Annotated in this window: 22 protein-coding genes; 15 read left to right on the plus strand and 7 right to left on the minus strand. The window is 71.9% G+C overall.

What is annotated here, in order from left to right:
• Nucleotides 1-16: 16 nt before the first annotated feature.
• A complete protein-coding gene (locus HNR30_RS28670; RefSeq protein ID WP_181613178.1) occupies nucleotides 17-454 on the plus strand; it encodes a GNAT family N-acetyltransferase in 438 nt (145 codons plus the stop codon).
• Here HNR30_RS28670 and HNR30_RS28675 read toward each other — a convergent pair.
• The 4 genes from HNR30_RS28675 to paaI are packed head-to-tail and all read right to left on the minus strand — an operon-like array spanning nucleotide 441 to nucleotide 3,442.
• Nucleotides 441-1,229: a GNAT family N-acetyltransferase gene (locus HNR30_RS28675; RefSeq protein ID WP_220134136.1), complete on the minus strand. Its 789-nt coding sequence runs from the start codon at nucleotides 1,227-1,229 to the stop codon at nucleotides 441-443. The two genes, HNR30_RS28670 and HNR30_RS28675, sit on opposite strands and share 14 nt — an antisense overlap.
• Before the next feature lie 27 nt (nucleotides 1,230-1,256).
• Entirely contained in the window at nucleotides 1,257-1,832 is a 576-nt protein-coding gene (locus HNR30_RS28680; protein ID WP_181613179.1) for a TetR/AcrR family transcriptional regulator, read from the minus strand.
• Nucleotide 1,833: 1 nt separating this feature from the next.
• Nucleotides 1,834-3,075 (minus strand): phenylacetate--CoA ligase PaaK, encoded by a 1,242-nt coding sequence (paaK, locus tag HNR30_RS28685; RefSeq protein ID WP_181613180.1) that lies wholly within the window; start codon nucleotides 3,073-3,075, stop codon nucleotides 1,834-1,836.
• Complete coding sequence (paaI, locus tag HNR30_RS28690) at nucleotides 3,065-3,442, minus strand: hydroxyphenylacetyl-CoA thioesterase PaaI (protein WP_181613895.1); 378 nt, start codon at nucleotides 3,440-3,442, stop codon at nucleotides 3,065-3,067. Before paaI ends, paaK begins: the two co-directional genes overlap by 11 nt.
• A 100-nt stretch (nucleotides 3,443-3,542) precedes the next feature.
• On the opposite strand from paaI, the gene paaN reads away from it, so the two are divergent.
• The 8 genes from paaN (at nucleotide 3,543) to HNR30_RS28730 (ending at nucleotide 10,740) form a co-directional block, all read left to right on the plus strand.
• Entirely contained in the window at nucleotides 3,543-5,177 is a 1,635-nt protein-coding gene (gene paaN, locus HNR30_RS28695; protein WP_181613181.1) for a phenylacetic acid degradation protein PaaN, read from the plus strand.
• Nucleotides 5,174-5,974, plus strand: coding sequence for a 3-hydroxyacyl-CoA dehydrogenase family protein (locus HNR30_RS28700; protein ID WP_181613182.1), 801 nt, complete (start codon nucleotides 5,174-5,176; stop codon nucleotides 5,972-5,974). Before paaN ends, HNR30_RS28700 begins: the two co-directional genes overlap by 4 nt.
• Nucleotides 5,968-6,876: a 1,2-phenylacetyl-CoA epoxidase subunit PaaA gene (gene paaA / locus HNR30_RS28705; protein WP_181613183.1), complete on the plus strand. Its 909-nt coding sequence runs from the start codon at nucleotides 5,968-5,970 to the stop codon at nucleotides 6,874-6,876. The genes HNR30_RS28700 and paaA overlap by 7 nt, the downstream gene beginning before the upstream one ends.
• On the plus strand, nucleotides 6,873-7,145 hold the full coding sequence (paaB, locus tag HNR30_RS28710; RefSeq protein ID WP_181613184.1) for a 1,2-phenylacetyl-CoA epoxidase subunit PaaB: 273 nt from the start codon (nucleotides 6,873-6,875) through the stop codon (nucleotides 7,143-7,145). The genes paaA and paaB overlap by 4 nt, the downstream gene beginning before the upstream one ends.
• Nucleotides 7,142-7,768, plus strand: coding sequence for a 1,2-phenylacetyl-CoA epoxidase subunit PaaC (gene paaC / locus HNR30_RS28715; protein WP_181613185.1), 627 nt, complete (start codon nucleotides 7,142-7,144; stop codon nucleotides 7,766-7,768). Before paaB ends, paaC begins: the two co-directional genes overlap by 4 nt.
• Nucleotides 7,762-8,220, plus strand: a complete 459-nt coding sequence (gene paaD / locus HNR30_RS28720; RefSeq protein WP_181613186.1) for a 1,2-phenylacetyl-CoA epoxidase subunit PaaD — start codon at nucleotides 7,762-7,764, stop codon at nucleotides 8,218-8,220. Before paaC ends, paaD begins: the two co-directional genes overlap by 7 nt.
• A 3-nt stretch (nucleotides 8,221-8,223) precedes the next feature.
• A complete protein-coding gene (locus tag HNR30_RS28725) occupies nucleotides 8,224-9,225 on the plus strand; it encodes a 2Fe-2S iron-sulfur cluster-binding protein (protein WP_181613187.1) in 1,002 nt (333 codons plus the stop codon).
• Nucleotides 9,226-9,354: 129 nt separating this feature from the next.
• The gene (locus HNR30_RS28730) at nucleotides 9,355-10,740 is read left to right on the plus strand and encodes an alpha,alpha-trehalose-phosphate synthase (UDP-forming) (RefSeq protein ID WP_181613188.1); all 1,386 of its coding nucleotides are present in this window, start codon (nucleotides 9,355-9,357) and stop codon (nucleotides 10,738-10,740) included.
• Here the strand turns inward: HNR30_RS28730 and HNR30_RS28735 are convergent.
• Complete coding sequence (locus HNR30_RS28735) at nucleotides 10,721-10,999, minus strand: DUF4235 domain-containing protein (protein ID WP_181613189.1); 279 nt, start codon at nucleotides 10,997-10,999, stop codon at nucleotides 10,721-10,723. The two genes, HNR30_RS28730 and HNR30_RS28735, sit on opposite strands and share 20 nt — an antisense overlap.
• A 42-nt stretch (nucleotides 11,000-11,041) precedes the next feature.
• Between HNR30_RS28735 and valS the strand changes: the two genes are divergently transcribed.
• Nucleotides 11,042-13,510, plus strand: coding sequence for a valine--tRNA ligase (gene valS / locus HNR30_RS28740; protein WP_181613190.1), 2,469 nt, complete (start codon nucleotides 11,042-11,044; stop codon nucleotides 13,508-13,510).
• Here the strand turns inward: valS and HNR30_RS28745 are convergent.
• Nucleotides 13,485-15,056 (minus strand): condensation domain-containing protein, encoded by a 1,572-nt coding sequence (locus HNR30_RS28745; RefSeq protein WP_181613191.1) that lies wholly within the window; start codon nucleotides 15,054-15,056, stop codon nucleotides 13,485-13,487. The two genes, valS and HNR30_RS28745, sit on opposite strands and share 26 nt — an antisense overlap.
• 189 nt (nucleotides 15,057-15,245) lie before the next feature.
• Between HNR30_RS28745 and HNR30_RS28750 the strand changes: the two genes are divergently transcribed.
• From HNR30_RS28750 to HNR30_RS28770, 5 genes are read left to right on the plus strand one after another with little or no spacing between them, the layout of a single operon-like run.
• Nucleotides 15,246-19,424, plus strand: coding sequence for a non-ribosomal peptide synthetase (locus HNR30_RS28750; protein ID WP_181613192.1), 4,179 nt, complete (start codon nucleotides 15,246-15,248; stop codon nucleotides 19,422-19,424).
• Between the two features lie 3 nt (nucleotides 19,425-19,427).
• Nucleotides 19,428-20,699: an FAD-dependent oxidoreductase gene (locus HNR30_RS28755; protein WP_181613193.1), complete on the plus strand. Its 1,272-nt coding sequence runs from the start codon at nucleotides 19,428-19,430 to the stop codon at nucleotides 20,697-20,699.
• On the plus strand, nucleotides 20,680-21,288 hold the full coding sequence (locus HNR30_RS28760; protein ID WP_181613194.1) for a DUF6875 domain-containing protein: 609 nt from the start codon (nucleotides 20,680-20,682) through the stop codon (nucleotides 21,286-21,288). The genes HNR30_RS28755 and HNR30_RS28760 overlap by 20 nt, the downstream gene beginning before the upstream one ends.
• Nucleotides 21,285-22,550 (plus strand): MFS transporter, encoded by a 1,266-nt coding sequence (locus tag HNR30_RS28765; protein ID WP_181613195.1) that lies wholly within the window; start codon nucleotides 21,285-21,287, stop codon nucleotides 22,548-22,550. The genes HNR30_RS28760 and HNR30_RS28765 overlap by 4 nt, the downstream gene beginning before the upstream one ends.
• Entirely contained in the window at nucleotides 22,534-23,454 is a 921-nt protein-coding gene (locus tag HNR30_RS28770; RefSeq protein WP_181613196.1) for a methyltransferase, read from the plus strand. The genes HNR30_RS28765 and HNR30_RS28770 overlap by 17 nt, the downstream gene beginning before the upstream one ends.
• Here HNR30_RS28770 and HNR30_RS28775 read toward each other — a convergent pair.
• Nucleotides 23,406-23,924 (minus strand): ArsR/SmtB family transcription factor, encoded by a 519-nt coding sequence (locus tag HNR30_RS28775; protein WP_181613197.1) that lies wholly within the window; start codon nucleotides 23,922-23,924, stop codon nucleotides 23,406-23,408. The two genes, HNR30_RS28770 and HNR30_RS28775, sit on opposite strands and share 49 nt — an antisense overlap.
• Nucleotides 23,925-23,939: the final 15 nt, after the last annotated feature.

Raw genomic sequence — 23,939 nt, forward strand, 5'->3', positions numbered from 1 at the left:
TCCTAAGCTGTCACGGATGCAGATCCGCCCCCGCACGCCAGAAGACCTCCCCGCCTGCGTGGAAGCCCTGGCCGGTGTCCAGGCCGCCGACCGCTACCCCGTCGACTGGCCGGCCGACCCGGGGGCCTGGCTCACCCCGGAGGGCATCGCCGGCGCGTGGATCGCGGTCGATGCCGGCGCCGTCACCGGACACGTGATTCTCACCCGGACCAGGGAGGTCAGCCGCCTGTTCGTCACCCCGGCGGCCCGCGGGCACGGCCTGGCGGGCGCGCTGCTCGAAACCGTACGTGACGCCTCGCCCGGCCCGCTCACCCTGCGGGTCTCCTCCGAGGGCGCCGCCGCGCTGCGGTTCTACGAACGCTCGGGCTGGCGACGGGTCGCCACCACCCGCGAGAGGTGGCTGAACGCCGCAGGCGAACCCGCCACCCTCCACCACTACGTCAGCCCGGCGTGACGGCGAACTCGGTGAAGACGCCGCACGGCTCGAACCCCAGCCGCCGGTAGACCGGCTCGCCCTGTGCGGACGCCTGGAGGACCACGGTCCGGTAGCCCAGGCCGTACGCGGTGCGCAGCGCTGCCGAGGTGATCGCGGCCCCGTGGCCGCGGCGCCGCTCGGCGGCGAGGGTCGTGACGTTGTAGAGCCCGGCCACATCCGCGTGCAGGAAGACCTCGGCGGTGGTGACCGGACGGCCGTCCACGTAGCCGACCAGGTAGCGGGCGGGGCAGGACGGCAGGAGCGCCCACGCGGCGGCGTCGGCGAAGAACCGGCGCACGGTGGCGGCGGGCGGGTCCCAGTTCGCGGCCACGACGGCGGCGAAGTCGGCGAGCTCGGCGGCGGTGGCCGCGACGCGGATGTCCGGTCCTGGCGCTTGGGGCGGGGAGGCCGCAAGGCGCCGCCACATCCCCACCTCGGACTCGGACACGGCCAGGCCGGCCCGGGAGAGCAGACGCGGCAGATCAGCGGGCGTGGACGTGGGGCCCACCCACCAGGAGAAGGGACGGCGCGTGGCGGCCAGCCGGTGCAGCGTTTCGGCGATGCGGCCGGGCGCGGTGGCCGGGGTGAAGCGGGCGGCGGCGACGAGGTTGAAGGTGTCGTCGCCGAGCCCGCTGTCGGCGACCAGCAGGTCGGGCGTCTCCGTGACGGTGGCGCCCGGCAGGTGACGGTGGAGGTGGCAGGCGTGCTCGGCGAGGTTGCGCTCCATGCTCGCCAGGGGGGTGTCCAAGGGCATGGCATTCAGCTTGAGGCCCCCATGCCGTCAGGGGACGCGGAGGCCGTTGAATGTGAGCTTGAGCACCGCGTCCGCCAGTTGGTCGGCCGAGGCGCCGCGCGCGGGCTGGTACCACTCGGCGATCGAGTTGACCGTCCCGAACAGCAGCCGGGTGGCCAGCGAAGGGTCGATGTCCGGCCGCAGGTCGCCGTCGCCGGCCGCCTCCTTGACCAGGGCGCTGATGAACCGGTCGAACTCCCTGCGCCGTTCCAGCGCCCGGGTCTCGGTCGGGCTGTTGCCGTGGACGCGCAGCAGCACCTTCACGTACGGCAGGCGGTCGACGAGGATGGTGACGCTCTGCCGTACGACCCATTCCAGGCGGGTGATGGCGCGCCCGGTGGAGGCGCGAGGGTCGGCGATCATGGTGAAGAGGCCGTCGAGTGCCACGTCGAGCACCCGCCCGAGCAGTTGTTCCTTGCCGGGCACGTGGTAGTAGATCGCCGATTTGGTGACGCCGAGCGCACGGGCGAGGTCCTCCATGCTCGTGCCGTCGTAGCCGCGTTCGTTGAAGACGCCCACGGCGATACGCAGCACCGATTCCGGATCGTGCCCTCTGCGCTTCATGTCATTGATTGTCCCGCTTGTCGATGACTCGTTTGAGCTTGCCCATCGATCGCTCCAGGGTTTCCGGCTCGACCACCTCCACCGCGACCGTCACGCCGACGACGTCCTTGATCGCGTGGCGCAGCGGCTCGGGCGAGGGGTGCGCCGCGTCAGGGCGGCGTTCGACGCGGACGGTCATCACGTCGAGGCGCTCGGGCCGGGTGAGCTCGAGCTGGAAGTGCGGGGACAGGCCCGCGGTGCGCAGGACTAGCTCCTCGATCTGGGTCGGGAAGACGTTGACGCCGCGCAGGATGATCATGTCGTCGGTGCGGCCGGTGACCTTGCGCATGCGGCGGAACTCGGGCCGGGCGGTGCCGGGCATGAGGGTGGTGAGGTCGCGGGTGCGGTAGCGGATGACGGGCATGCCCTGCTTGGTGAGGGAGGTGAAGACCAGCTCGCCGCCGTCGGAGACCTCGCCGGTGAAGGGGTCGACGGTCTCGGGGTAGAAGTGGTCCTCCCAGATGTGCAGCCCGTCCTTGGTCTCGACGCACTCCTGGGCCACGCCCGGCCCCATCACCTCGGACAGGCCGTAGATGTCGACGGCGTCGATGGCGAACCGTTCCTCGATCTCGCGCCGCATCTCCTCGGTCCACGGCTCGGCGCCGAACAGGCCGACGCGCAGCGAGGTGGAGCGTGGGTCGATGCCCTGCGCCTCGAACTCGTCGAGGATCGCCAGCATGTAGGAGGGCGTGACCATGATGATCGACGGCTGGAAGTCGGTGATGAGCTGTACCTGGCGCGGGGTCATGCCGCCGGAGACCGGCACGACGGTGCAGCCCAGCCGCTCGGCGCCGTAGTGGGCGCCGAGGCCGCCGGTGAACAGGCCGTAGCCGTAGGCGATGTGCGCGACGTCGCCCGGCCGCCCGCCCGCCGCCTCGATGGAGCGGGCCATGACCTCGGCCCAGGTGTCGAGGTCCTTGCGGGTGTAGCCGACGACGGTGGGCCGGCCGGTGGTGCCGCTGGAGGCGTGCACGCGGGCGATGCGTTCGCGCGGCACGGCGAACATGCCGAAGGGGTAGTGGGCGCGCAGGTCGTCCTTGGTGGTGAAGGGGAAGTGGCGCAGGTCGTCGAGCGACTTCAGGTCGTTCGGGTGGATGCCCAGAGAGTCAAACTTATCCCGATAGAAGGGAACGTTTCGGTGGGCGTGGTGCAGCGTCCACTGCAGCCGCTTCAGCTGCAGCTCGCGAAGCTCGTCAACGTGCATGGGGCAACTCCCTGCTCCGGCCGCGGAACTCGGCGACCACCTCGCCGACGGCGTCGCGCACGGTGATGTCGTACAGTCCGCTCCTGCCGTACGAGACCCGCTCGACGGCCTCGGCGGTCAGCACGTCGCCTTCGTGCGCGGAGCGGACGAACGTGATGTCGGCGCCCGCCGCGACGGTGACGGGCCCGTGGCTGTTGCAGGCGCACGCGAAGGCGGTGTCGGCCAGCAGGAAGACGTAGCCGCCGTGGCAGAGGGCGTGGCCGTTGATCATCTGCTTGGTGACGGGCATGCGGCAGACGGCCCGGCCGGTCTCCAGGGAGAGCAGCTCGATGCCGAGTGACAGGGAGGCCGTGTCGGCCTCGAACATCCGGCGCGCGTTATCCAACGGAAGTCTCCCTTGTCAACTGACCGAATGTTCGGTAAACATCTCAACGTCCGGCGGATCCTGTCAAGACAGGGGTGAGCGTATGTACGAGCAGCACCGCGAGACTCTGGACCAGGCACTGAAGGCCATCGCGGAGCGTGGTTACTGGAGCGCCTACCCCGAGTCGCCCAGCCCGAGGGTGTACGGCGAGGGCGCGGCCGACGAGGGCAAACGTGCCTTCGAGGCCTACCTGGGCAAGCCCTTCCCGCTCGAACAGGCGGGTGAGCCCGTGGGCGCCGAGAGGTCGCCGTACGGGCTCGACCTGGGGGTGACCTACCCGGCGGCGAGCGCCGGGACCCTGGTCGCCGCGGCGGGCAAGGCGGTGCCCGCCTGGCGCGACGCCGGGCCCGAGGCCAGGGCGCTGGCCTGCGTCGAGATGGTCGACCGCATCAACAAACGCAGCTTCGAGCTGGCCAACGCCGTCCAGCACACCACCGGCCAGGCCTTCGTCATGGCCTTCCAGGCCGGCGGACCGCACGCGCAGGACCGCGCGCTGGAGGCGATCGCGTACGGCTACGCGGCCATGACCGCGGCGGCCGACGCGGCCCGGTGGAGCAAGCCCGCCAAGGGCGACCCACTGGTCATGGAGAAGCGATTCACCGTGGTGCCGCGCGGCGTCGGTGTCGTCATCGGCTGCAACACCTTCCCGACCTGGAACGCCTATCCAGGCCTGTTCGCGAGCCTGGTCACCGGCAACCCCGTCATCGTCAAGCCGCACCCGGGAGCGATCCTGCCGCTGGCGATCACGGTCGGGATCTGCCGCGACGTGCTCGCCGGGGCCGGGTTCGACCCCGACCTGGTGCAGCTGGCGCCGGAGGAGGGCCAGGGCCTGGCCTCCGACCTGGCCACCCACCCCGACGTGCGCATCGTCGACTTCACCGGCTCCACGGAGTACGGCGACTGGCTGGAGCGCAACGCCCGCCAGGCGCTCGTGCACACCGAGAAGGCCGGGGTCAACACGATCGTCGTCGACTCCACCGACCAGCTGCGGGGCATGCTGGGCAACATCGCCTTCTCGCTGTCGCTCTACAGCGGCCAGATGTGCACCGCTCCGCAGAACATCCTCATCCCCGAGCAGGGCATCGAGACCGACGAGGGGCACAGGAGCTTCGACGAGGTCTGCCAGGGCCTGTCGGCGGCGCTGGGCAAGCTGCTCGGCGACGACGCGCGGGCCGTCGAGCTGACCGGCGCGATCGTCAACGACGGCGTGCTGGCGCGTGTCGACAACGCGCCTTCGCTGGGCGAGGTGATCCTGGAGTCCAGGGCGCTGAAGCACCCGGCCTTCCCCGACGCGGTCGTCCGCACCCCGGCCCTGATCAAGACGAGCGACCCCGAGGTCTACGGCAGGGAGCACTTCGGGCCCATCGCCTTCGTGATCCCGACCTCCGGCACCGCCGACAGCCTGGAGCTGCTGCGGCGCACGGTCAAGGCCAGGGGCGCGCTGACGGCCTCGGTCTACTCCACCAGCGAGCAGGTGCTCGACGAGGCCGAGCGGGCGGCGGTCGACGCCGGGGTCAACCTGTCGTGCAACCTCACCGGCGGCGTCTTCGTCAACCAGTCCGCGGCCTTCAGCGACTACCACGGCACCGGGGCCAACCCGGCGGCCACGGCCTCGCTGACCGATCCCGGCTTCGTCGCCGGGCGCTTCCACGTGGTGCAGTCACGGCGGCACGCATGAGGGTCGCCGTCATCGGCGCGGGACGCATGGGTTCCGGCATCGCCCAGGTCTTCCTGAGCGCCGGAGCCCACGTGGCGGTGCGCGACCCGCTGATCGACCCGGCTCCGGCCATCGGCAGGGGGCTGCGCACGGCGCAGTCCAAGGGCGGCGGCAGCGCGGACGAAGCCCTGGGCAGGCTGACGGTGGGCGCCGTGCCGTACGACAGCGACCTGGTGATCGAGGCGGTGCCCGAGGATCCGGGGCTGAAGGCGTCGGTGCTGGCCGAGGTCGAGGAGCAGGTCCACGACGGCGCGGTGCTGGCGACCAACACCAGCTCGCTGTCGATCACCGAGCTGTCGGCGGCGCTGAAGCGGCCCGAGCGCTTCCTCGGGATGCACTTCTTCAACCCCGTGCCGGTCCAGCGGCTGGTGGAGCTGGTGGTGACCCCGGCGACTCAGGTGCTGGAGCAGGTGCGCGGCTACGTCGGCCTGCTGGGCAAGACCGCCGTGGTGGTCAACGACTCGCCCGGCTTCGCCACCAGCCGCCTGGGCGTGCTGCTCGGCCTCGAGGCCATCCGCATGGTCGAGGAGGGCGTGGCCTCCGCCGACGACATCGACACCGCGATGACGCTGGGCTACGGCTACCCCATGGGGCCGCTGCGGCTGGGCGACCTGGTGGGTCTCGACGTGCGGCTGGCGATCGCCGACCACCTCCATGCCCGGCTCGGGCCCCGGTTCGAGCCGCCGGAACTGCTGCGCTGGATGGTTGCGCGCGGTGAACTGGGAAGAAAGACGGGGAGGGGGTTCTACCAATGGTGACATTTCAGGACCTCATAGACGCCGACGAGCGGGTCGAGCCCCGCGACGACATGCCCGAGGCGTACCGCACGACGCTGATCAGGCAGATCGCCCAGCACGCGCACTCGGAGATCATCGGCATGCAGCCCGAGGGCAGCTGGATCACCCGCGCGCCCTCGCTGAAGCGCAAGGCGATCCTGCTGGCCAAGGTGCAGGACGAGGCCGGGCACGGCCTCTACCTGTACGGCGCGGCCGAGACCCTGGGCGTGGCGAGGGAGGAGCTGCTCGACGCCCTGCACGACGGGCGGCAGCGCTACTCCTCGATCTTCAACTACCCCACCCCGACCTGGGCCGACATGGGCGCGATCGGCTGGCTGGTCGACGGCGCCGCGATCGTCAACCAGGTGCCGCTGTGCCGCTGCTCCTACGGGCCCTACGCCCGCGCGATGGTGCGCATCTGCAAGGAGGAGAGTTTCCACCAGCGCCAGGGCTACGAGCTCCTGCACACCCTGGCCCACGGCACCCCCGAGCAGAAGAGCATGGCCCAGGACGCGGTCGACCGCTGGTGGTGGCCGTCGCTGATGATGTTCGGCCCGCCCGACACCGAGTCTACCCACTCGGCGCAGTCGATGGCCTGGAAGATCAAGCGTCACTCCAACGACGACCTGCGCCAGCGCTTCGTCGACATGTGCGTGCCCCAGGCCGAGATCCTCGGACTCACCCTGCCCGACCCCGACCTGCGGTGGAACGCCGGGCGCGGCCACTACGACTTCGGTGAGATCGACTGGGGCGAGTTCAAGCGGGTGCTGGCCGGAGACGGCCCGATGAACCGCGAGCGCATGGCGCACAGGAAGTCCGCCCACGACGAGGGCGCCTGGGTGCGCGAGGCGGCGCGGGCGTACGCGGCGCGGAGCGCGCGATGAGGTTGTGGGAGGTGTTCGTGCGCCCCAGGCGGGGCCTGTCGCACGTGCACGCGGGCAGCCTGCACGCCCCCGACGCCGAGCTGGCGCTGCGCCACGCGCGCGACCTGTTCACCCGGCGGCAGGAGGGCGTCAGCATCTGGGTCGTGCCCGCCGACCAGATCACGGCCTCCTCGCCCGACGACAAGGAGTCGTTCTTCGACCCCGCCGCCGACAAGCCCTACCGCCACCCGACCTTCTACGAGCTGCCGGAGGGGGTGGAGCACCTGTGATCGATGCTCTGGAGATCGGTGACGACTGCCTGGTGCTCTCCCAGCGGCTGTGCCAGTGGGTCACCAGGGCGCCCACGCTGGAAGAGGACGTCGCCCTGGCCAACCTCGCCCTCGACCTGCTGGGCCAGGCCAGGCTGCTGCTGTCGCGGGCGGGTGACGAGGACGACCTGGCCTACCTGCGCGAGCCCGCGCAGTTCCGCAACTGCCTGCTCGTCGAGCAGCCCAACGGCGACTTCGCCCACACGATCGTGCGCCACCTGCTCTACTCCGACTTCCTGTTCGACCTCTACGACAGGCATCCCGGCGACGACGTGGCAGCCAAGGGCGTCAAGGAGATCGCCTACCACCGCGACTACGCCCGCCTGTGGATCCTGCGGCTGGGGCTGGGCACCGACGAGTCGCACCGGCGCACGACAGCCGCGCTGGAGGCGCTGTGGCCCTTCACGGGAGAGCTGTCGCAGCCGTCGCCGTTCGTGCTCGACGTGCTGCGGGAGGCCTCGCTGGCCGTGCCGGACGTCGCCCAGCGTGAGGGAGGGCGGCGCGGGGAGCACACCGAGCACCTCGCGCCCCTGCTGGCCGAGCTGCAGGTGCTGCACAGGGCGCACCCGGGGGCCCGATGGTGAGCCTGGCGGAGGCGAGGCGCATCGCCGACGGTGTGCCCGATCCCGAACTGCCCGTGCTGACGCTGGGCGAGCTGGGTGTCGTGCGCGAGGTCAACGAGCTGGCCGACGGCCGGTTCGAGGTGGTCATCACCCCGACCTACTCCGGCTGCCCGGCGCTGTCGGCGATCCGCGACGACCTGGTCCACGCCCTTCCCGGGGCGTCGGTCAGGACCGTGCTCTCCCCGCCCTGGAGCACCGACTGGATCACCGAGGAGGGCCGCGAGAAGCTGCGCGAGCACGGCATCGCGCCACCGAGGCGGACCGGCGCGGTCGACCTGCCGCTCTCGGTGCGCTGCCCGCGCTGCGGCTCGCCCGACACCGAGCTGGTCAGCCGCTTCTCCTCGACGGCCTGCAAGGCGCTGCACCGCTGCCGGGCCTGCCTGGAGCCGTTCGACCACGTCAAGGAGATCTGAGCGGTGGCGCGCTTCCGTCCGCTGACCGTCGCCGCCGTCGACCGGCTCACCGACGACGCGGTCGCGATCACCTTCGCCGAGCGGGTGCCGTTCGTCCAGGGCCAGCACCTCAACATCCGCGTCTTCCTCGACGGCCTGGAGATCAGGCGCAGCTACTCCATCTGCTCGCCCGCCGGCGGGCCGCTGCGCATCGCCGTCAAGCGCCTCGATGGCGGGGCGTTCAGCACCTACGCCAACGCCGCGCTCCGGCCCGGCGACGTGTTGGAGGCGATGGAGCCGGCCGGGCGCTTCCACGTGCCGCTCGACCCCGCCGCGCGACGCCACCACGTGGCCGTCGCCGCCGGGAGCGGCATCACCCCGGTGGTGTCGCTGGCGGCCACGACGCTGGCGGCCGAGCCGTCGAGCAGGTTCTCCCTGGTCTTCGCCAACTGCACGGCGCGCGAGGTGATGTTCGCCGAGGAACTGGGCGACCTCAAGGACAGGTACGGCCCGCGGTTCGCGCTCGTGCACGTGCTGAGCCGGGAGGAGACCGAGGCCCCGGTCTGCAGCGGCAGGCTCGACGAGGCCAGGCTGCGCACGATCCTCGGCATGCTGGGCGAGGGCGACGAGCACTACGTGTGCGGGCCGATCGGCCTGGTCGAGACGGTCAAGCGGGTGATGGGGGAGCGGCCCGTGCACCACGAGCTGTTCTACGCCGGTCAGCCGGTCGAGCGCCCGCACGTCACGCCGGAGGGGGCCCGGCTGGAGTTCCGTCTCGACGGCCGCACGAGCGCGGTGGTGCTGCACGAGGGCGAGACCCTGCTGTCGGCGGCGCTGAGGGTGCGCTCCGACGCGCCCTACGCCTGCCGCGGCGGTGTGTGCGGCACGTGCAGGGTGCGCGTGCTCAGCGGGCAGGTGGAGATGGCGCGCAACTACGCGCTGGAGGGCCGTGAGGTGGCGGCCGGGTACGTTCTGTCGTGCCAGTCCCAGCCGACCTCGCCAGAGGTGCGTGTGGAGTTCGATTGAGTGATGAGGATCACTACCCTGAAGTGACGATTGTGTTTGTTTGCCCTAGTTCTGGGCACAGTGGGTAGGGCCCCCTGAGCCGCCCTGACGCGGCTCCTCAGAGTCGCGACGGTGGAGGTTTGAGTCTGCATGGGAAGCCGTAGCTCGTTCTTGATAGTGGCCAACCGGTTGCCGGTCGACCGCTCGATCGGGCCTGACGGCACGGCGACGTGGCGCCGCAGCCCGGGTGGCCTGGTGACCGCGATCGCCCCGGTCATGCAGAGCCGCGACGGAGCCTGGCTGGGCTGGCACGGCGCGCCGGGCGAGGAGCTCGAGCCCTTCCACGACGACGGCATGAACCTCATCCCGATCCCGCTGTCGGAGGAGGAGGTCCAGCTCTACTACGAGGGCTTCTCCAACGCCACGCTCTGGCCGCTCTACCACGACGTGGTCGCGCCGCCGGTCTTCTCGCGGGAGATGTGGGAGACCTACAAGGCGGTCAACCTGCGCTTCGCCGAGGCCACCGCCGAGGCGGCCGCGCCCGGCGCGGTGGTGTGGGTGCAGGACTACCAGCTGCAGCTCGTGCCGCAGATGCTGCGCGAGCGCCGCCCGGACCTGCGCATCGGCTTCTTCCTGCACATCCCCTTCCCGCCCGTGGAACTGTTCTGGCGCCTGCCGTGGCGCACCGAGCTGGTCAAGGGGCTGCTCGGCGCCGACCTGGTGGGCTTCCAGCGGCCCGGGGGCGCCTCCAACTTCATCCGCCTGTGCCGCAGGCTGCTCGGCCTGCCGTACAAGGGCAACGAGATCTTCCACGACGACCGCGTGGTGACCGCGCAGTCCTTCCCGATCTCGGTCGACTTCGGCGAGCTCGACAAGCTCGCCCGCGACCCGCAGATCGTGCACCGGGCCAAGGAGATCCGCTTCGAACTCGGAGACCCCGAGCACCTGCTGCTCGGCGTGGACCGGCTCGACTACACCAAGGGCATCGGCACGCGGCTGGAGGCCTTCGGGGAACTGCTCGACGAGCGCCAGGTGGAGCCGGGCGAGGCGGTGTTCGTGCAGATCGCGACGCCGAGCCGGGAGCGTGTCGAGGAGTACCGGCGGCTGCGCGACGACATCGAGCTGCAGGTGGGCCGCATCAACGGCATGCACTCGATGATCGGCCACCAGCCGATCCAGTATCTGCACCAGGCCTACGACCGGCACGAGCTGGCGGCGCTCTACCTGGCCGCGGACATCATGGTGGTCACCCCGCTGCGCGACGGCATGAACCTGGTGGCCAAGGAGTACGTCTCGTGCCACCACGACCTGCGCGGCGCGCTGGTGCTCAGTGAGTTCGCCGGGGCCGCCGACGAGCTGCGCCAGGCCTACCTGGTCAACCCCTACGACGTCGAGGGCGTCAAGCGCCAGATTCTGGCGGCGATGCGGGCCACCCCTCACGAGGTGGCCCGCAGGATGCGCGCCATGCGGCGCCGCGTGTCGACCTACGACGTCGACAGGTGGGCCGGCGAATTCCTCACGGCTTTGGAGTCTTGAGCGCCTTCCAGGCGGTGTAACGCTTCTTGGCGGTCTTGTTGACCACGATCTGCGCCACCGACATGCCCACGCCCATGACGACCGCATAGCCGATCGCCTCGGCCATGCTGACCTCGTCGGACTCGGAGTCGACCGGCGGCTCCTTGCCCGTCGTCTTCACCCATACGTACCCGAGGATCTTCTTGGCCCCCCAAGCGGTGACCAGACCCAGCAGGCCGCCAACCACCCGCCACGCGATGTCCGGCTTCTCATCTGCCATGTTCAAACCCTATTCCCTCTGCAGGCCCTAGCATGTGGAGGCATGACTCATCCCACTCATACCGCCATGCCCGAGAAGCCGACTCTCGATGGGCTGGAGCAGGTATGGGTAGCCCGCTGGGAAGCCGACGGCACGTACCGCTTCGACCGTACGGCCCAGCGCGAGCAGGTCTACTCGATCGACACGCCACCGCCGACCGTCTCCGGATCCCTGCACGTCGGACACGTCTTCTCCTACACCCATACCGACACCGTCGCCCGCTTCCAGCGCATGCGCGGCCGAGCGGTCTTCTACCCCATGGGCTGGGACGATAACGGCCTGCCGACAGAGCGCCGGGTGCAGAACCACTTCGGCGTGCGCTGCGACCCGTCGGTGCCCTACGACCCGTCGTTCGAGCCTCCGGACAAGCCCGGCAAGAACCCGGTCTCGATCTCCCGCCGCAACTTCATCGAGCTGTGCGAGCGCCTGACGATCGAGGACGAGCGCGCCTTCGAGGAGCTGTGGCGGCGACTGGGCCTGTCGGTCGACTGGAGCATGACCTACGCCACCATCGACGGCACCTCGCGCCGCGCCTCCCAGCTGGCGTTCCTGCGCGGCCTGGAGCGCGGCGAGGCCTACCGGGCCTCCGCGCCGACGCTGTGGGACGTGACCTTCCGCACCGCCGTCGCCCAGGCCGAGCTCGAAGACCGGGAGTGGCCGGGAGCGTTCCACCGCGTCTCCTTCTACGGCGACCAGGGCCCGGTCTTCATCGAGACCACCAGGCCCGAGCTGATCCCGGCGTGCGTGGCGCTCGTGGCCCATCCCGATGACCCCCGCTACTCCGCTCTCGTCGGCACGACCGTGCTCTCGCCGCTGTTCGGCGTCGAGGTGCCGGTGCTCGCCCATCACCTGGCCGAGCCCGACAAGGGCACCGGCATCGCCATGATCTGCACCTTCGGCGACCTGACCGACGTCACCTGGTGGCGCGAGCTGGGGCTGCCCACCCGCCCGGTCATCGGCTGGGACGGCCGGCTGCTGCCCGAGCCGCCCGACAGCGTGGAAGCCGCCCCCTACAAGGAGCTGGCCGGCAAGACCGTGCACAGCGCCCGCGAGCGCATCGTCGAGATGCTGCGCGAGTCCGGCGACCTCGACGGCGAGCCGCGCCCGGTCAGCCGGGCGGTGAAGTTCTACGAGAAGGGCGACAAGCCCCTCGAGATCGTCACGACGCGCCAGTGGTACATCCGCAACGGCGGGCGCGACCCGGAGCTGCGCGAGGCGCTGCTGGCGCGCGGCGCGGAGCTGGCCTGGCACCCGCCGCACATGAAGGTGCGCTACGACAACTGGGTGAAGGGCCTGGCGGGAGACTGGCTGATCTCGCGCCAGCGGTTCTTCGGCGTGCCGATCCCGGTGTGGTACTCCGTCCACGACGGCTCCCTGATCCTGCCCTCGCTCGACCAGCTGCCCGTCGACCCCTCCTCGGACGTGCCGCCCGGCTACACCGAGGAGCAGCGCGGCGTGGACTTCGTCGGCGACCCCGACGTCATGGACACCTGGGCCACCTCCTCGCTGACGCCGCAGATCGCCGGGGGCTGGGAGAGCGACCCCGACCTGTTCTCCCGCGTCTACCCGATGGACCTGCGCCCGCAGGCGCACGAGATCATCCGCACCTGGCTGTTCTCCACGGTCGTCCGCTCCCACCAGGAGGCCTCCACCCTGCCGTGGTCGAACGTGGCCATCTCCGGATGGATCCTCGACCCCGACCGCAAGAAGATGTCCAAGTCCAAGGGCAACGTCACCACGCCGCTCGGGCTGCTGGAGGAGTACGGCTCCGACGGCGTGCGCTACTGGGCCGCCGGCGGACGCCCCGGCACCGACACCGCCTTCGACGTCGGCCAGATGAAGATCGGCCGCAGGCTGGCCATCAAGATCCTCAACGCCTCCAAGTTCGTCCTGACCTTCCCCGACGCCGCGGGCGAGGTCACCGAGGCGGTCGACCTGTCGATGCTCGCCCAGCTCGACCAGGCCGTCCGCGAGGCCACCGCGGCGTTCGAGTCCTACGACTACGCCCGCGCCCTGGAGGTCACCGAGCGGTTCTTCTGGTCCTTCTGCGACGACTACCTGGAGCTGGTCAAGGCCAGGGCCTACGAGGGCTCGGCGTCGGCGCTCGGCGCCCTGCGCCAGGCGCTCGACGTGCAGCTGCGGCTGTTCGCGCCGTTCCTGCCGTTCGTCACGGAGGAGGTGTGGTCGTGGTGGCGCGAGGGCTCGGTGCACCGCGCCTCGTGGCCCGAGCCCGAAGGCGTGAGCGGCGACCCGGCCGTGCTGACCGTCGCCTCCGAGGTCCTGCGCCAGGTGCGCAAGGCCAAGTCGGCCGCCAAGCTCTCCATGCGGGCGGAGATCTCCAGGCTGACGGTGACCGGCCCCGAGTTCGCGGTCGTACGGCTTGCGGCCGACGACCTGTGCGCGGCGGGCACCGTGGAGGAGTTCGTGCTGGTGCCCGGCGACGTGCTCAGCGTGGCGGTGGAGCTGGAGTGACGAACGTGTGCGGCACGATCGCGTCGGCGCGTGCCGCCAGCCCGCTCCTGCACAGGCGGCGCAGCTCCTCCCGCGCCAGGTCGGTGCCGGTGACGTGGCAGGTCAGGGTGGTGTCGTCATTGACCACGACCCTGGCCTCGCAGCCCGGCACGGCCGACTCGACCAGCTCGCGCACGGCGGCGGGCCGTACCCATGAGCCTTCGGAGCGCACCCATCCGGGACCGTAGGCCGTGGGCGTCACGTCGGTGAGCTTGCGCAGGTCGGCCAGGTCCACGATGTGCTCGCCCGCCTCGACCAGCAGCCTGATCAGCCCGCGGGAGAACCGCTCGGCCTCGGCGCGCGCCAGGGCCCGCGGGCTGATCCACAGGAGCAGCTCCAGCTCGCTCTCGTCGAGGCGGTTGACCCAGAGCGACAGGTTGGCCGGCAACGAGGCGGGCTCCAGCCAGGCGAGCTCGGCCTCCTGCTCGGGCGGCGGCTCCCCGGTGGAGGCGGCCTGCAGGCTCATGTCGTTGTAGACGCAGTCGCGGGCGTAGCGGGTGCCGCGTTCCTCGTCGAGCGTGTCGATGGTGTTCCACAGGCGGTCGGAGTCGAAGCGGCTGTGCTGGTAGCCGCTGAGCGCGGCGACGCGGAATCGGCGCACGAGCTCGTCGAAGGTCGCGGCCCGCAGGTCGGCGACGATCAGCGCGTCCTGGGCCAGCGGTCCGATGTGGCCGCGCAGGGCGGGCCGGGTGCGGTTGCTCGACAGCGAGGCCAGCAGGCAGGAGGGCTGGCCGGTGCGCAGTCCCAGCAGCGCGCCGAAGGCGGCCATGACGATGATCGAGCGGCTGGCCCCGGTGCGCCTGGTAGCACGTTCCAAGGCGGTGGCCGCGGCGGCGGAGCGTACCCGCAGGCGGGGGAGCAGGGCGTGCTCGGTGTCGAAGGCGATGGGGAACATCGTCTGCGGGGCGCGGCCCAGGCCCTCGCGCCAGTGGCGGATCGTCGCGTCGGCGCGCTTGCGCGACTCGGGGGTGTGCTCCTGCTCGGCCAGGTCGATGGGGTGCACGGGCGGCTGCGCGTGGATCTCGGCTCCCAGCAGCAGCCGCTCCCACTCCTGCAACACCTGGGCCAGGCTGATCGCGTCGACGGCGGTGTGCGGGAGCACGAAGACGGCCAGCCGGGGCGCGCCCTGACGGCACACGAGCGCCATCCGCAGCGGGAACTCGCCTTCGAGGTCGAAGCGCTCGGCCCGTAATCGTTCCCCGGCCTGCTGGGCCAGGTCGGCGGGCGAGCCGTCGGTGTCGTGCACGGCGATCGCCAGCTCGCCCGAGCCGTGGGCGTGCTGGCCCTGGTCCTCCCAGGTGGTGCGCAGCCCTTCGTGCCTGGCCAGCAGCAGTTCCGTGGCGCGCACGACGTCGTCACGCGTCGCCCGGCGCGGCAGCCACTTGATCGCCAGGAAGTTCATGTGTTCTGGCGGGTCGCGCCGTACGCAGCGGGCCATGTTCGCCTGGCCCATGGTGAGCGGTCCGTGCCGGTCCTGAAGCCCGGCGAAGCGAGCGGTGAGGGTCATCACGAAGGCCTCGAAACGGGAAAGAACCCTTACAGATACGTGGAAGGGAACCACATGCGCCGCCCGTGCGCAAGCGCGGAAACCCCTGTGCCATAAGGGATCGGGGGTCCTTGTCGACCTGCGTCGCGGTCTGTAGCATCGAGCTAATTAATAGGAAACTTTCTTAAGAGTTATTTTTCAGGGAGACTCATGCCGCCTCTCTCCCCCGCCCAGAGACGTATGTGGTTCCTCGACCGGTTAGCGGGAGGCGACGCCAGCTACAACATGGTCGTCGCGGTACGGCTGCGCGGCCCGCTGGACGTGGCGGCCTTCGCCCGCGCGCTCACCGGGTTCGCCGCGCGGCACGAAGCGCTCCGCACGGTCTTCCCCGAGACCGACGGCGGACCCGTCGCCGTGGTCGGGGCCGCGCGCCCGATCCCCGTCGAACTGGCCGCCGTGGAGCACGCCGGCCTCGACGCCGCCGTCGCCGAGCGCGCCAACGCCCCCTTCGACCTGGCCGGCGGGCCCCTGCTACGGGCGAGCGTCCTGCGCCTGGACCCGGACGAGCACGTGCTGATCCTGGTGATGCATCACATCATCGGCGACGCCTGGTCGATCGAGCACGTGATGCTCCCGCAGCTCGACGAGCTCTACCGGGCCCACGCCGCCGGGACGCCGCCACCCGCGCGGGCCGCCGTGCCGTACCTGGCGCCAGAACGCGACCACCACGCGGACCTGGACTTCTGGCGGGAGGAGCTGGCCGCCGCCCCGGTGCTGGAACTGCCGATCGACCGGCCGCGCCCCGCCCTCCGCAGCAGCCGCGGCGCGATGGTCGTGCACGGCGTACCCGCGCGGGTGTGGGCCGACCTCGGCCGGCTGGCGAGGGCGGAACGCTGCACGCCGTTCATGGCGCTGATGGCCGCCTACCAGGTGCTGCTGCACCGGCACACCGGGCAGGACGACTTCTGCGTCGGCACCCCCATCGCCGGACGCGACGACGAGGCGTCCGAGCAGGTCTTCGGGCTGTTCATCAACACGCTGGCGGTGCGCGCGGACCTGACGGGGGATCCGGGCGTCGGCGAACTGCTCAAGAGGGTGCGCAGGCGGCTGCTGCGCGGATTCGGCCATGCCGCCGTGCCGTTCGAGCAGGTCGTGGGGGAGCTCGGGGTGGGCCGGGATCCCGCGGTGCCGCCGGTGTTCCAGACGATGATGATGCTCAGCCTGCCGGGCGGGCCGTCGTTCCGGCTGGGCGAGCTGGTGGGGGAGCCGGTGCTGTCGGGACTCTCGCCGGCCAAGTTCGACCTGGCGCTCGATGTCGTGGCCGCACCCGACGAACTGCGACTGCTGTTCACCTACAGCACCGACGTCCTGGAACGCGGCACCGTCGAGCGCATGGCAGGGCACCTGGAGCGGCTGCTGGTGGAGATGGCCGCCCGGCCCACGGCGCGGATCGGCGAGCTGGAGATGCTGCCCGACGCGGAACTGGCCGTACTGGTGCGCCGGCCCGGCGAGGTGCCGGACGAGGCCAGGACGGTGCACGAGCTGTTCGCCGAGCGGGCCGCGGCCGATCCCGACGCACCCGCGCTGATCACGGCCGGGCAGACGCTGAGCTACGGCGAACTCGACGCTCGGTCGGAGGCGCTGGCCGCGGGGCTGGCCGCCCGCGGGCTGCTGCCGGGCGAGCGGGTCGCGGTGTGCCTGCGGGCCGGTCCCGAGGCCGTCGTCGCCATCCTCGGCGTGCTGAAGGCGGGCGCCACCTACGTGCCGCTGGACCCGGGCCAGCCGCCCGCCCGCCTGGCGGCTCTGGTGGCCGACTGCCGGGCCGCGCTGGCGATCACCGGGGACGAACCGGCCGACCTCGGCGTGCCGACGGCGACGGTGGCCGAGGTGTGCAGGACCTCCGGCGTGACCTCCGGCGTGACCTCCGGCGTGACCTCCGGCGCGGACTCTGTGGCCGGCGACGGCCGGGCGCCCGCCTACGTGATCTACACCTCGGGCTCGACCGGCGCGCCCAAGGGCGTCGTTGTCGGCCACGACACCCTCACCCGGCTCACCACCGCCTTCGTCGACCTGCACGGGTTCGCCCCCGGCCAGCGGGTCCTGATGACCCCGCCGCTGAGCTTCGACGCCTCGGCGGGCGACCTCTACCCCGCCCTGGCCTCCGGCGCGGCCGTCGTGCTGCACCACGACCCGTTCGCCCTCACCGGCCACGACCTCCTGCGCCTGTGCCGTGAGCAGGGCATCACCATGGTGGACGTCCCCGTGGCCCTGTGGCGGCAGTGGGTCGACGACCTGGCCGACGAGCAGCAGGTGGACACAGGACCGCTGACCACCGTGATGGCCGGCGGCGAGAGTGTCCCGATGGACCGGCTGCGCACCTGGGCGAGGCTGACCGGCGGCCGCACGGCGTTCTACAACCACTACGGCCCCACCGAGGCCACCGTGTGCGCCACCGCCTACCGCACCGTCGACGGCTCCGAGCTGGGCGAACGCGCCGCCCACCTGCCCATCGGCGTCCCGCTGCCGCACGTGGCCGCCTACGTGCTCGACCGCCGGGGCCGCCTCGCCCCCATCGGGGTGCCGGGCGAGCTGTACCTGGGCGGTCCGTGCCTGGCCAGGGGGTACCTGGGCCAGGCCGAGCTGACCGGGGAACGGTTCCGCCCCGACCCGTTCGCCGCCGGCGGCCTGATGTACGCCACGGGTGACCTGGTGAGGTGGCGCGACGACGGCCTGCTGGAGTTCCTCGGCCGGGTCGACAGGCAGCTCAAGATCAACGGCGTCCGCATCGAACCCGGCGAGGTGGAGGCCGCCTGCCTGGCCTGCCCCGGCGTCAGGGAGGCGGTGGTGGCCGCCCGGCGCGACCGCCTCGTCGCCTACCTGACCGGCTCCACGGTCACCCGCGCCGAGTTACGTTCCTTCCTGGCCGAGCGGCTGCCGTCCGCGATGATCCCCCAGGACGTGGTGCACCTGGCCGCGCTCCCGATGACGCCGCACGGCAAGATCGACTACGCGGCCCTGCCCGAGCCCGCCGCGGACGCCGTGCCGTACGAGAGCCCCGCGACCCCGACCGAGCGCGCCGTGGCCGCCTCGTGGGAGGAGACCCTCGGCGTCAGGGTCGGCCGCCGCGACAACTTCTTCGACCTCGGCGGCCACTCCCTGCTCTCGCCCAAGACGGTCAACCGCATCACCGCCCGCACCGGGGCCAAGCTGGAGCTCGCCGACTTCTTCGCCGCCGCCGACCTGGCGGAACTGGCCTCCAGGATCGACGGCGCCCACACCCCGCGCGAGCAGGACCTGCACGCCGACGCCCGGATCCCGCCCGGCCTGACGGTCCCCGCCGGCCGGGTCACCGGCAACCGGCGGATCCTGCTGACCGGCGCGACCGGCTTCCTGGGCGCCTACCTGCTGGCCGAGCTGCTGTCGGACCCCGAGGTGACCGTGCACTGCCTGGTCAGGGGCGAGGAGCCGCACAAACGGCTGCTCGCCAACCTCGCGCGCTACGGCCTGGAGGGCGACGGCAGCAGGATCGTCGCCGTGCCGGGCGACCTCGCGCTGCCGGGGCTCGGACTGAGCGGCGACCTTTCAGGGCGGCTCGACCTCATCGTGCACAGCGGAGGCCTGGTCGACTTCGCCCGGCCGTACGCCAGGCTGCGCGACGCCAACGTCGGCGGGACGCTGGAGGTCCTGCGCCTGGCCTGCCGCGGGCCGCGCGCCATCCCCGTGCATTACGTCTCCACGCTCGGCGTGCATCTGACGCCGGGCGAGCGCGTGGTGCGCGAGGGCGACCCGCTGCCCGATCCGGACCTGCTGCATCCCGGCTACGACCAGAGCAAGTGGGTGGCCGACCGGCTGGCCGCCTCGGCCCGCGAGGCCGGGCTGCCCGTGGCCATCCACCGGCCGGCCAGGATCGCCGGCGACACCCGCACCGGCGCGCTGCCGGCGGGCGACTTCCTCGGCCGCTTCTTCGCCACCTGCGCCGAGCTGGGCGCCGTGCCCGACGGCGAGCAGCTCGACCTGGCGCCCGTCGACCACGTGGCCGCCGCCATCGCCTGGCTCGCCCGCACCGGCGCGACCGGCGACTTCCACTACTACAACCCGCGCACGCTCGGCTCGGGCAGGATCGCCGCGAGCCTGAACGCCAGAGGATTCCCCGTGCGCCTGGTGCCGGGCGCCGACTGGCGCGCCGAGGTGCGCCGGCTCCTGGCGGACGGCCAGGCGCTGCCCATCGCCGCCTACCCGCGCTTCTTCGCGGAGTACGGCGGAGCCAAGGGCCCGACCTTCGACTGCACACGCACCGAACAGCTCGCGGGAGCCTGCCCGGACGCCCGTGACCTGCTCGATGCCCACCTCGATCACCTGGTCGCCACCGGCGTCCTGGCAAGGAGCTGACGGATGCGTTACCTGATCGCCGGCGCCGGACCCGCGGGCAGCCTGCTCGCCTGCTACCTGGCCGCGCGCGGGCACCGGGTCGACGTCTTCGAGCGCCGCCCCGATCCGCGCCGCGGCGACGACGAGGAGGGCCGATCGATCAACCTCGGCCTGTCGGCCCGAGGCGTGCTCGCCCTGGAGCGCGCCGGGCTGATGGACCGGGTCCGCCCGCTGACCGTGCCGATGCGCGGCCGCGTCGTGCACGCCGCGGGCCGTACCTCCTTCCACCCGTACGGCACGCACGACGAGGAGATCCTCCACTCGGTGCTCCGCCGCGACCTGGTCACCCTGCTCATCGACCACGCGCACGGCCTGGGCGCGCGCTTCCACTTCGGACGACGCGTCACCGACCTCGACCGGCAGGCGCCCGCCGTCCAGGTGGAGGGCGAGTGGATCCACGGCGACGCGGTCGTCGGCGCGGACGGAGCCTTCTCCACCATCCGCACCCACCTGCACCGCGGCCTGCGCGCCGACCACCACCAGGAGTTCCTGCCCTGGGGCTACAAGGAACTGACCATGATCGCGACGCCGGGGTTCCGCCTGGAGGCGCTGCACGTGTGGCCGGGCGGCGACGGGCTGATCGTCGCCCACCCCAACCGCGACAACTCCCTCACCGCCACGCTCTTCCTGCCCTACGACGAGCTGGAGGCGATCACCGATCCCGAGGCGTTCTTCGCCGGCCGTTTCCCCGACGCGCTGCCGCTCCTGCCCGACCTGGCCAAGGAGTTCGCCGCCAACCCCGTCGGCCACCTGGTCTCCGTCAGGACCACGCCCTGGCATCACGAGAACAAGGTCGTCCTCATCGGTGACGCCTGCCACGCCGTCTACCCCTTCTACGGCCAGGGCATGAACTCGGCGCTCGAGGACTGCCTGCTGCTCGACGCCTCCCTCGACTCGTTCGCGGCCTTCGAGACCGCCCGCAGGCCGCACACCGACGTGCTCGACGAGCTGTCGCGGGAGAACTTCGTCGAGCTGCGCCAGCGGGTCGCCTCGCCGATGCACGCCGCGCGCAAGCGGGCCGACCTGCTGCTGGCCAGGCTGCTCCCCGGCCGCTGGCGGCCGCTCTACACGATGATCTCCCACACCACCACGCCCTACGCCGACGCGCTGGCCAGAGCCCGCAAGCAGGAGGCCTTCCTGCGCTGGGGCGCCGCTGCGGTCACGGCCGGGCTGGGCCTGGCCGCCCTGACCAAGCTCGCCGGAAGGAACACCGGACATGCTCACCGATCCCGCTGACCCCTCACGCGTGCTCCTGGAGCTCGGCGACCTCGATCAGGGGCACGAGTACGGCCAGGCGCTGCGCCGCATCGTGGCCTGGGCCCGCGAATACCTGTGCCGCCCGCATCCCGAGCTGGGCCGCAACGGGCCCGTCTGCCCGTACGTGCAGACCTCGCTCGACCGCGGCGCCTTCCTGATGGCCGTCTGCCCCGGGACGCCCACGGCCGCGCAGGCGGCGCAGTTCCTGGCGGGCTACCGCGACTGGTTCGCCGTGCTCGCGGCGCCCGACGGCGTGGCGCCGCAGTTCCGCACGGTCCTGGTGCTCTTCCCCGACCTGCTCGACACGAAGGTCATCGACGAGGCGCAACGCCTGCTCAAGGACGACTACGTCGCCGACGGCCTGATGATCGGGGAGTTCCATCCCGGTCCGCCCGGCAAGTCCGGCTTGTGGAACGAGGACTTCCTGCCTCTGGCGAGCCCGGTGCCGCTGCTGGCGATCAGGCAGATGGTCGCCAGCGACTTCCCCTTCCTGCGTGACGACCCCGTCCACGAGCGTGCCTACCGCGAGCGGTTCGGCGACCGCATCCCCGCGAGGTACGGCGCATGAACCGCGATGTGACCCGCTTCGCGGTGGTCTGGGTGGCCTCGTTGCTGTCGGGCGTCGGCTCCGCGCTGACGGGGTTCGTGCTGGGCGTGTGGGTGTACCAGAGCACCTCCTCGCCCACCCAGTTCGCGCTGGTCCTGCTGTGCGGGCTGGTGCCCGGCATTCTCGTCGGACCGGTCGCCGGGGTCCTGGTCGACCGCTTCGACCGGCGTGTGGTGCTCGTGGTCACCGACGGCCTGGCCGCCGTCCCGACGCTGGCCGTGGCCCTGCTGGCGAGCGCGGACCTGCTGGCGGTCTGGCACGTCTGCGTGGCCACGGCGGTCACGGCCGCCTGCGCCGCGGTGCACCTGACGACCTACCAGGCCATGACGCCGCTGCTCGTCCCCGAACGCCACCTGGCCAGGGCCAACGGGCTCATGCAGGTCGCCTGGGCGGCCCAGATCGCCGCGCCCGTCCTGGCGGGGGCGCTGATGGTCGGCGTCGGCCTGGCCGGGGTGCTCCTCATCGACCTGGCCACCTTCGCCTTCGCCGTGCTGACGCTGCTGGTCGTCCGGCTGCCCGACTCGGTGGTCAAGGCGCCCAGCCCTGATCGCGGGCACTTCTCCGAGGGCTGGCGCCACCTGCGTTCGCGGCCGCAACTGCTGGGCCTGGTGCTGGTCCAGTCGGGCTTCAACTTCGCCTTCGCCACGGCGGGCGTCCTGGTGCAGCCGCTGATCCTGTCGTTCGCCGACGCCGACGTGCTGGGCGTGCTGATGCTGGCGGGCGGCGCCGGCATGTTCTGCGGCAGCCTGGCCATGGGCGCCTGGGGCGGCCCGCGCGACCGGATCGGCGGCATGGCGCTGTTCATGGGCATCGGCGGCGCCGCGCTCTTCCTGCACACGCTCCAGCCCTCACCGCTGCTGGTCGGCGCGGCCGCCGCGGTGTTCCTGTTCACGCTCCCCGTCGTCAACGGGTGCGCCCAGGCGGTGCTGCAGAGCGCGGTCGACCGCGATCTCCTGGGGCGGGTGCTCGGCACGGCCAACTCGCTGGGCACCGCCACCACCCCGGTGGCCTACCTGCTGGCCGCGCCGTTCGCGGAGTTCGTCACCGGGCCGCTGCTCATGCCGGACGGGGCGCTAGCCGGGAGCTTCGGCGCGCTCGTCGGCACCGGTCCCGGCCGGGGCATCGCGTTCGTGCTGCTGCTCGACGCCGTGCTGCTCGCCGCGCTGGCCCTCTTCACCGCCCTCAGACTGCGACAAGGAGTTCGCGATGCCGCTCGAATCTGACCTGGTGGGCGCGATGGCCCTCCAGGCGGTGGCCGCCGGGGCGAGGCTGGGCCTGTTCGACGCCCTGGCCGCCGAACCCAGGAGCGCCGAGCGGCTCGCGCTCGACCTGGGGGTCCCCGGCGAGGGGTTGACGCGGCTGCTGGCACTCCTGGAGGCCACGGGCAACCTGGAACGGGCGGACGACGGCTGCTACCGGTGCACCGCGCAGCTCGACGTGACGCTCGTCTGGCAGGCCATCCTGGGCGAGCTCTGGGCGGATCTGGCGCATGCCGTACGGAAGGATGAACCGCGCGGTGACTTCTACTCCTGGCTCGGTGACCGTCCCGAGGTGTCGGCGAGGTTCCAGGCGCTGCAGAAGGGCATGGCGAGCGGGCTGGCCGATCAGGTGGTGGCCCTGGTCGAGCTGCCTGCGGGGCCGCTGCGCCTGCTCGACCTCGGAGGAGGGCACGGGGAGTACAGCGCCGCCTTCTGCCGGGCCCACCCGGGGCTGACCGCGACCGTCGTCGACCTGCCGCAGCCGGTGCGCCACGAGCACCGGCGCATCGAGTGGCGCGTCGGAGACCTGCGCCACGACCCCCTCGGCGCCGGCCACGACGTGGTGCTGCTCTGCAACGTGCTGCACGGCTTCCCCGCGGGCCAGGCCGCGGACATCGTCGCCAGGGCGGCGGCCGCGGGGGAGCGGGTGGTCGTCGTGGAGAGCCGCGCGGGCGCCGGGGCCTTCGCCGCGGGATTCGACCTCAACCTCTGGCACACCCAGGGCGGCGGCCTGCCGACGGCGTCACAACTGGCCGACTGGCTGCGGGCCGCGGGCTGCGACCGCGTGGTGTGTCACGAGGCCGGGCAGCACGTCGTGGTTCAGGGCTCGCGCGAGACGTCGCGGTGGAGGGCGAAGAACGCCGAGTAGGGCACGCCCTCGGGCGAGACCGGGCGCTGTTTGTACTCGTCGAACAGGGCCGCCATGCGCTCGATCAGCTCCTTCAGCTCCTCCTCCGTGAGACGCAGGCCCAGCCTGGTCAAGATCGCCTCCTCGACGGGCACCAGCCTGATCTCCTGGAGGAAGGCGTCGATCATGGCGTCGCTGCCGCCCGGGACGCCGGCCTCCCTGACGTCCATCTCCCAGGACTTGCCGGTGGCACGGTAGGGGATCTCCACCGAGCCGCGCGGGCCGGGACGAGACGGCTCGGCCACCAGAAAGCCGGTGTTGACCAGGGTTCGCACATGGTGGAGCACGGTGGCGGGATTGGCCTCCAGGCGGGCGGCGATCTCCTTGTTGGTCAGCGCGTTGTCGAGGCACATCCGCAGGATGCGCAGGCGGACGGCGGAGGCCAGCGCGCGCGCTTCCTCCGGGGTGGCCGGTCGGCGATTGGTGCCCATCGCCTCTGAGCGTAC

It is taken from the genome of Nonomuraea soli (assembly GCF_013761175.1).
Classification (GTDB): Bacteria; Actinomycetota; Actinomycetes; order Streptosporangiales; family Streptosporangiaceae; genus Nonomuraea; species Nonomuraea soli.

Coding starts and splice junctions, on each gene's coding strand:
- valS (WP_181613190.1), top strand. CDS start 11,042: ATGACTCATCCCACTCATACCGCCATGCCCGAGAAGCCGACTCTCGAT.
- HNR30_RS28680 (WP_181613179.1), bottom strand. CDS start 1,832: ATGAAGCGCAGAGGGCACGATCCGGAATCGGTGCTGCGTATCGCCGTG.
- paaN (WP_181613181.1), top strand. CDS start 3,543: ATGTACGAGCAGCACCGCGAGACTCTGGACCAGGCACTGAAGGCCATC.
- paaA (WP_181613183.1), top strand. CDS start 5,968: ATGGTGACATTTCAGGACCTCATAGACGCCGACGAGCGGGTCGAGCCC.
- paaK (WP_181613180.1), bottom strand. CDS start 3,075: ATGCACGTTGACGAGCTTCGCGAGCTGCAGCTGAAGCGGCTGCAGTGG.
- HNR30_RS28735 (WP_181613189.1), bottom strand. CDS start 10,999: ATGGCAGATGAGAAGCCGGACATCGCGTGGCGGGTGGTTGGCGGCCTG.
- HNR30_RS28700 (WP_181613182.1), top strand. CDS start 5,174: ATGAGGGTCGCCGTCATCGGCGCGGGACGCATGGGTTCCGGCATCGCC.
- HNR30_RS28675 (WP_220134136.1), bottom strand. CDS start 1,229: ATGCCCTTGGACACCCCCCTGGCGAGCATGGAGCGCAACCTCGCCGAG.
- HNR30_RS28775 (WP_181613197.1), bottom strand. CDS start 23,924: ATGGGCACCAATCGCCGACCGGCCACCCCGGAGGAAGCGCGCGCGCTG.
- HNR30_RS28750 (WP_181613192.1), top strand. CDS start 15,246: ATGCCGCCTCTCTCCCCCGCCCAGAGACGTATGTGGTTCCTCGACCGG.
- paaD (WP_181613186.1), top strand. CDS start 7,762: ATGGTGAGCCTGGCGGAGGCGAGGCGCATCGCCGACGGTGTGCCCGAT.
- HNR30_RS28755 (WP_181613193.1), top strand. CDS start 19,428: ATGCGTTACCTGATCGCCGGCGCCGGACCCGCGGGCAGCCTGCTCGCC.
- HNR30_RS28730 (WP_181613188.1), top strand. CDS start 9,355: ATGGGAAGCCGTAGCTCGTTCTTGATAGTGGCCAACCGGTTGCCGGTC.
- HNR30_RS28745 (WP_181613191.1), bottom strand. CDS start 15,056: ATGACCCTCACCGCTCGCTTCGCCGGGCTTCAGGACCGGCACGGACCG.
- HNR30_RS28770 (WP_181613196.1), top strand. CDS start 22,534: ATGCCGCTCGAATCTGACCTGGTGGGCGCGATGGCCCTCCAGGCGGTG.
- HNR30_RS28760 (WP_181613194.1), top strand. CDS start 20,680: ATGCTCACCGATCCCGCTGACCCCTCACGCGTGCTCCTGGAGCTCGGC.
- HNR30_RS28670 (WP_181613178.1), top strand. CDS start 17: ATGCAGATCCGCCCCCGCACGCCAGAAGACCTCCCCGCCTGCGTGGAA.
- HNR30_RS28765 (WP_181613195.1), top strand. CDS start 21,285: ATGAACCGCGATGTGACCCGCTTCGCGGTGGTCTGGGTGGCCTCGTTG.
- paaB (WP_181613184.1), top strand. CDS start 6,873: ATGAGGTTGTGGGAGGTGTTCGTGCGCCCCAGGCGGGGCCTGTCGCAC.
- paaI (WP_181613895.1), bottom strand. CDS start 3,442: ATGTTCGAGGCCGACACGGCCTCCCTGTCACTCGGCATCGAGCTGCTC.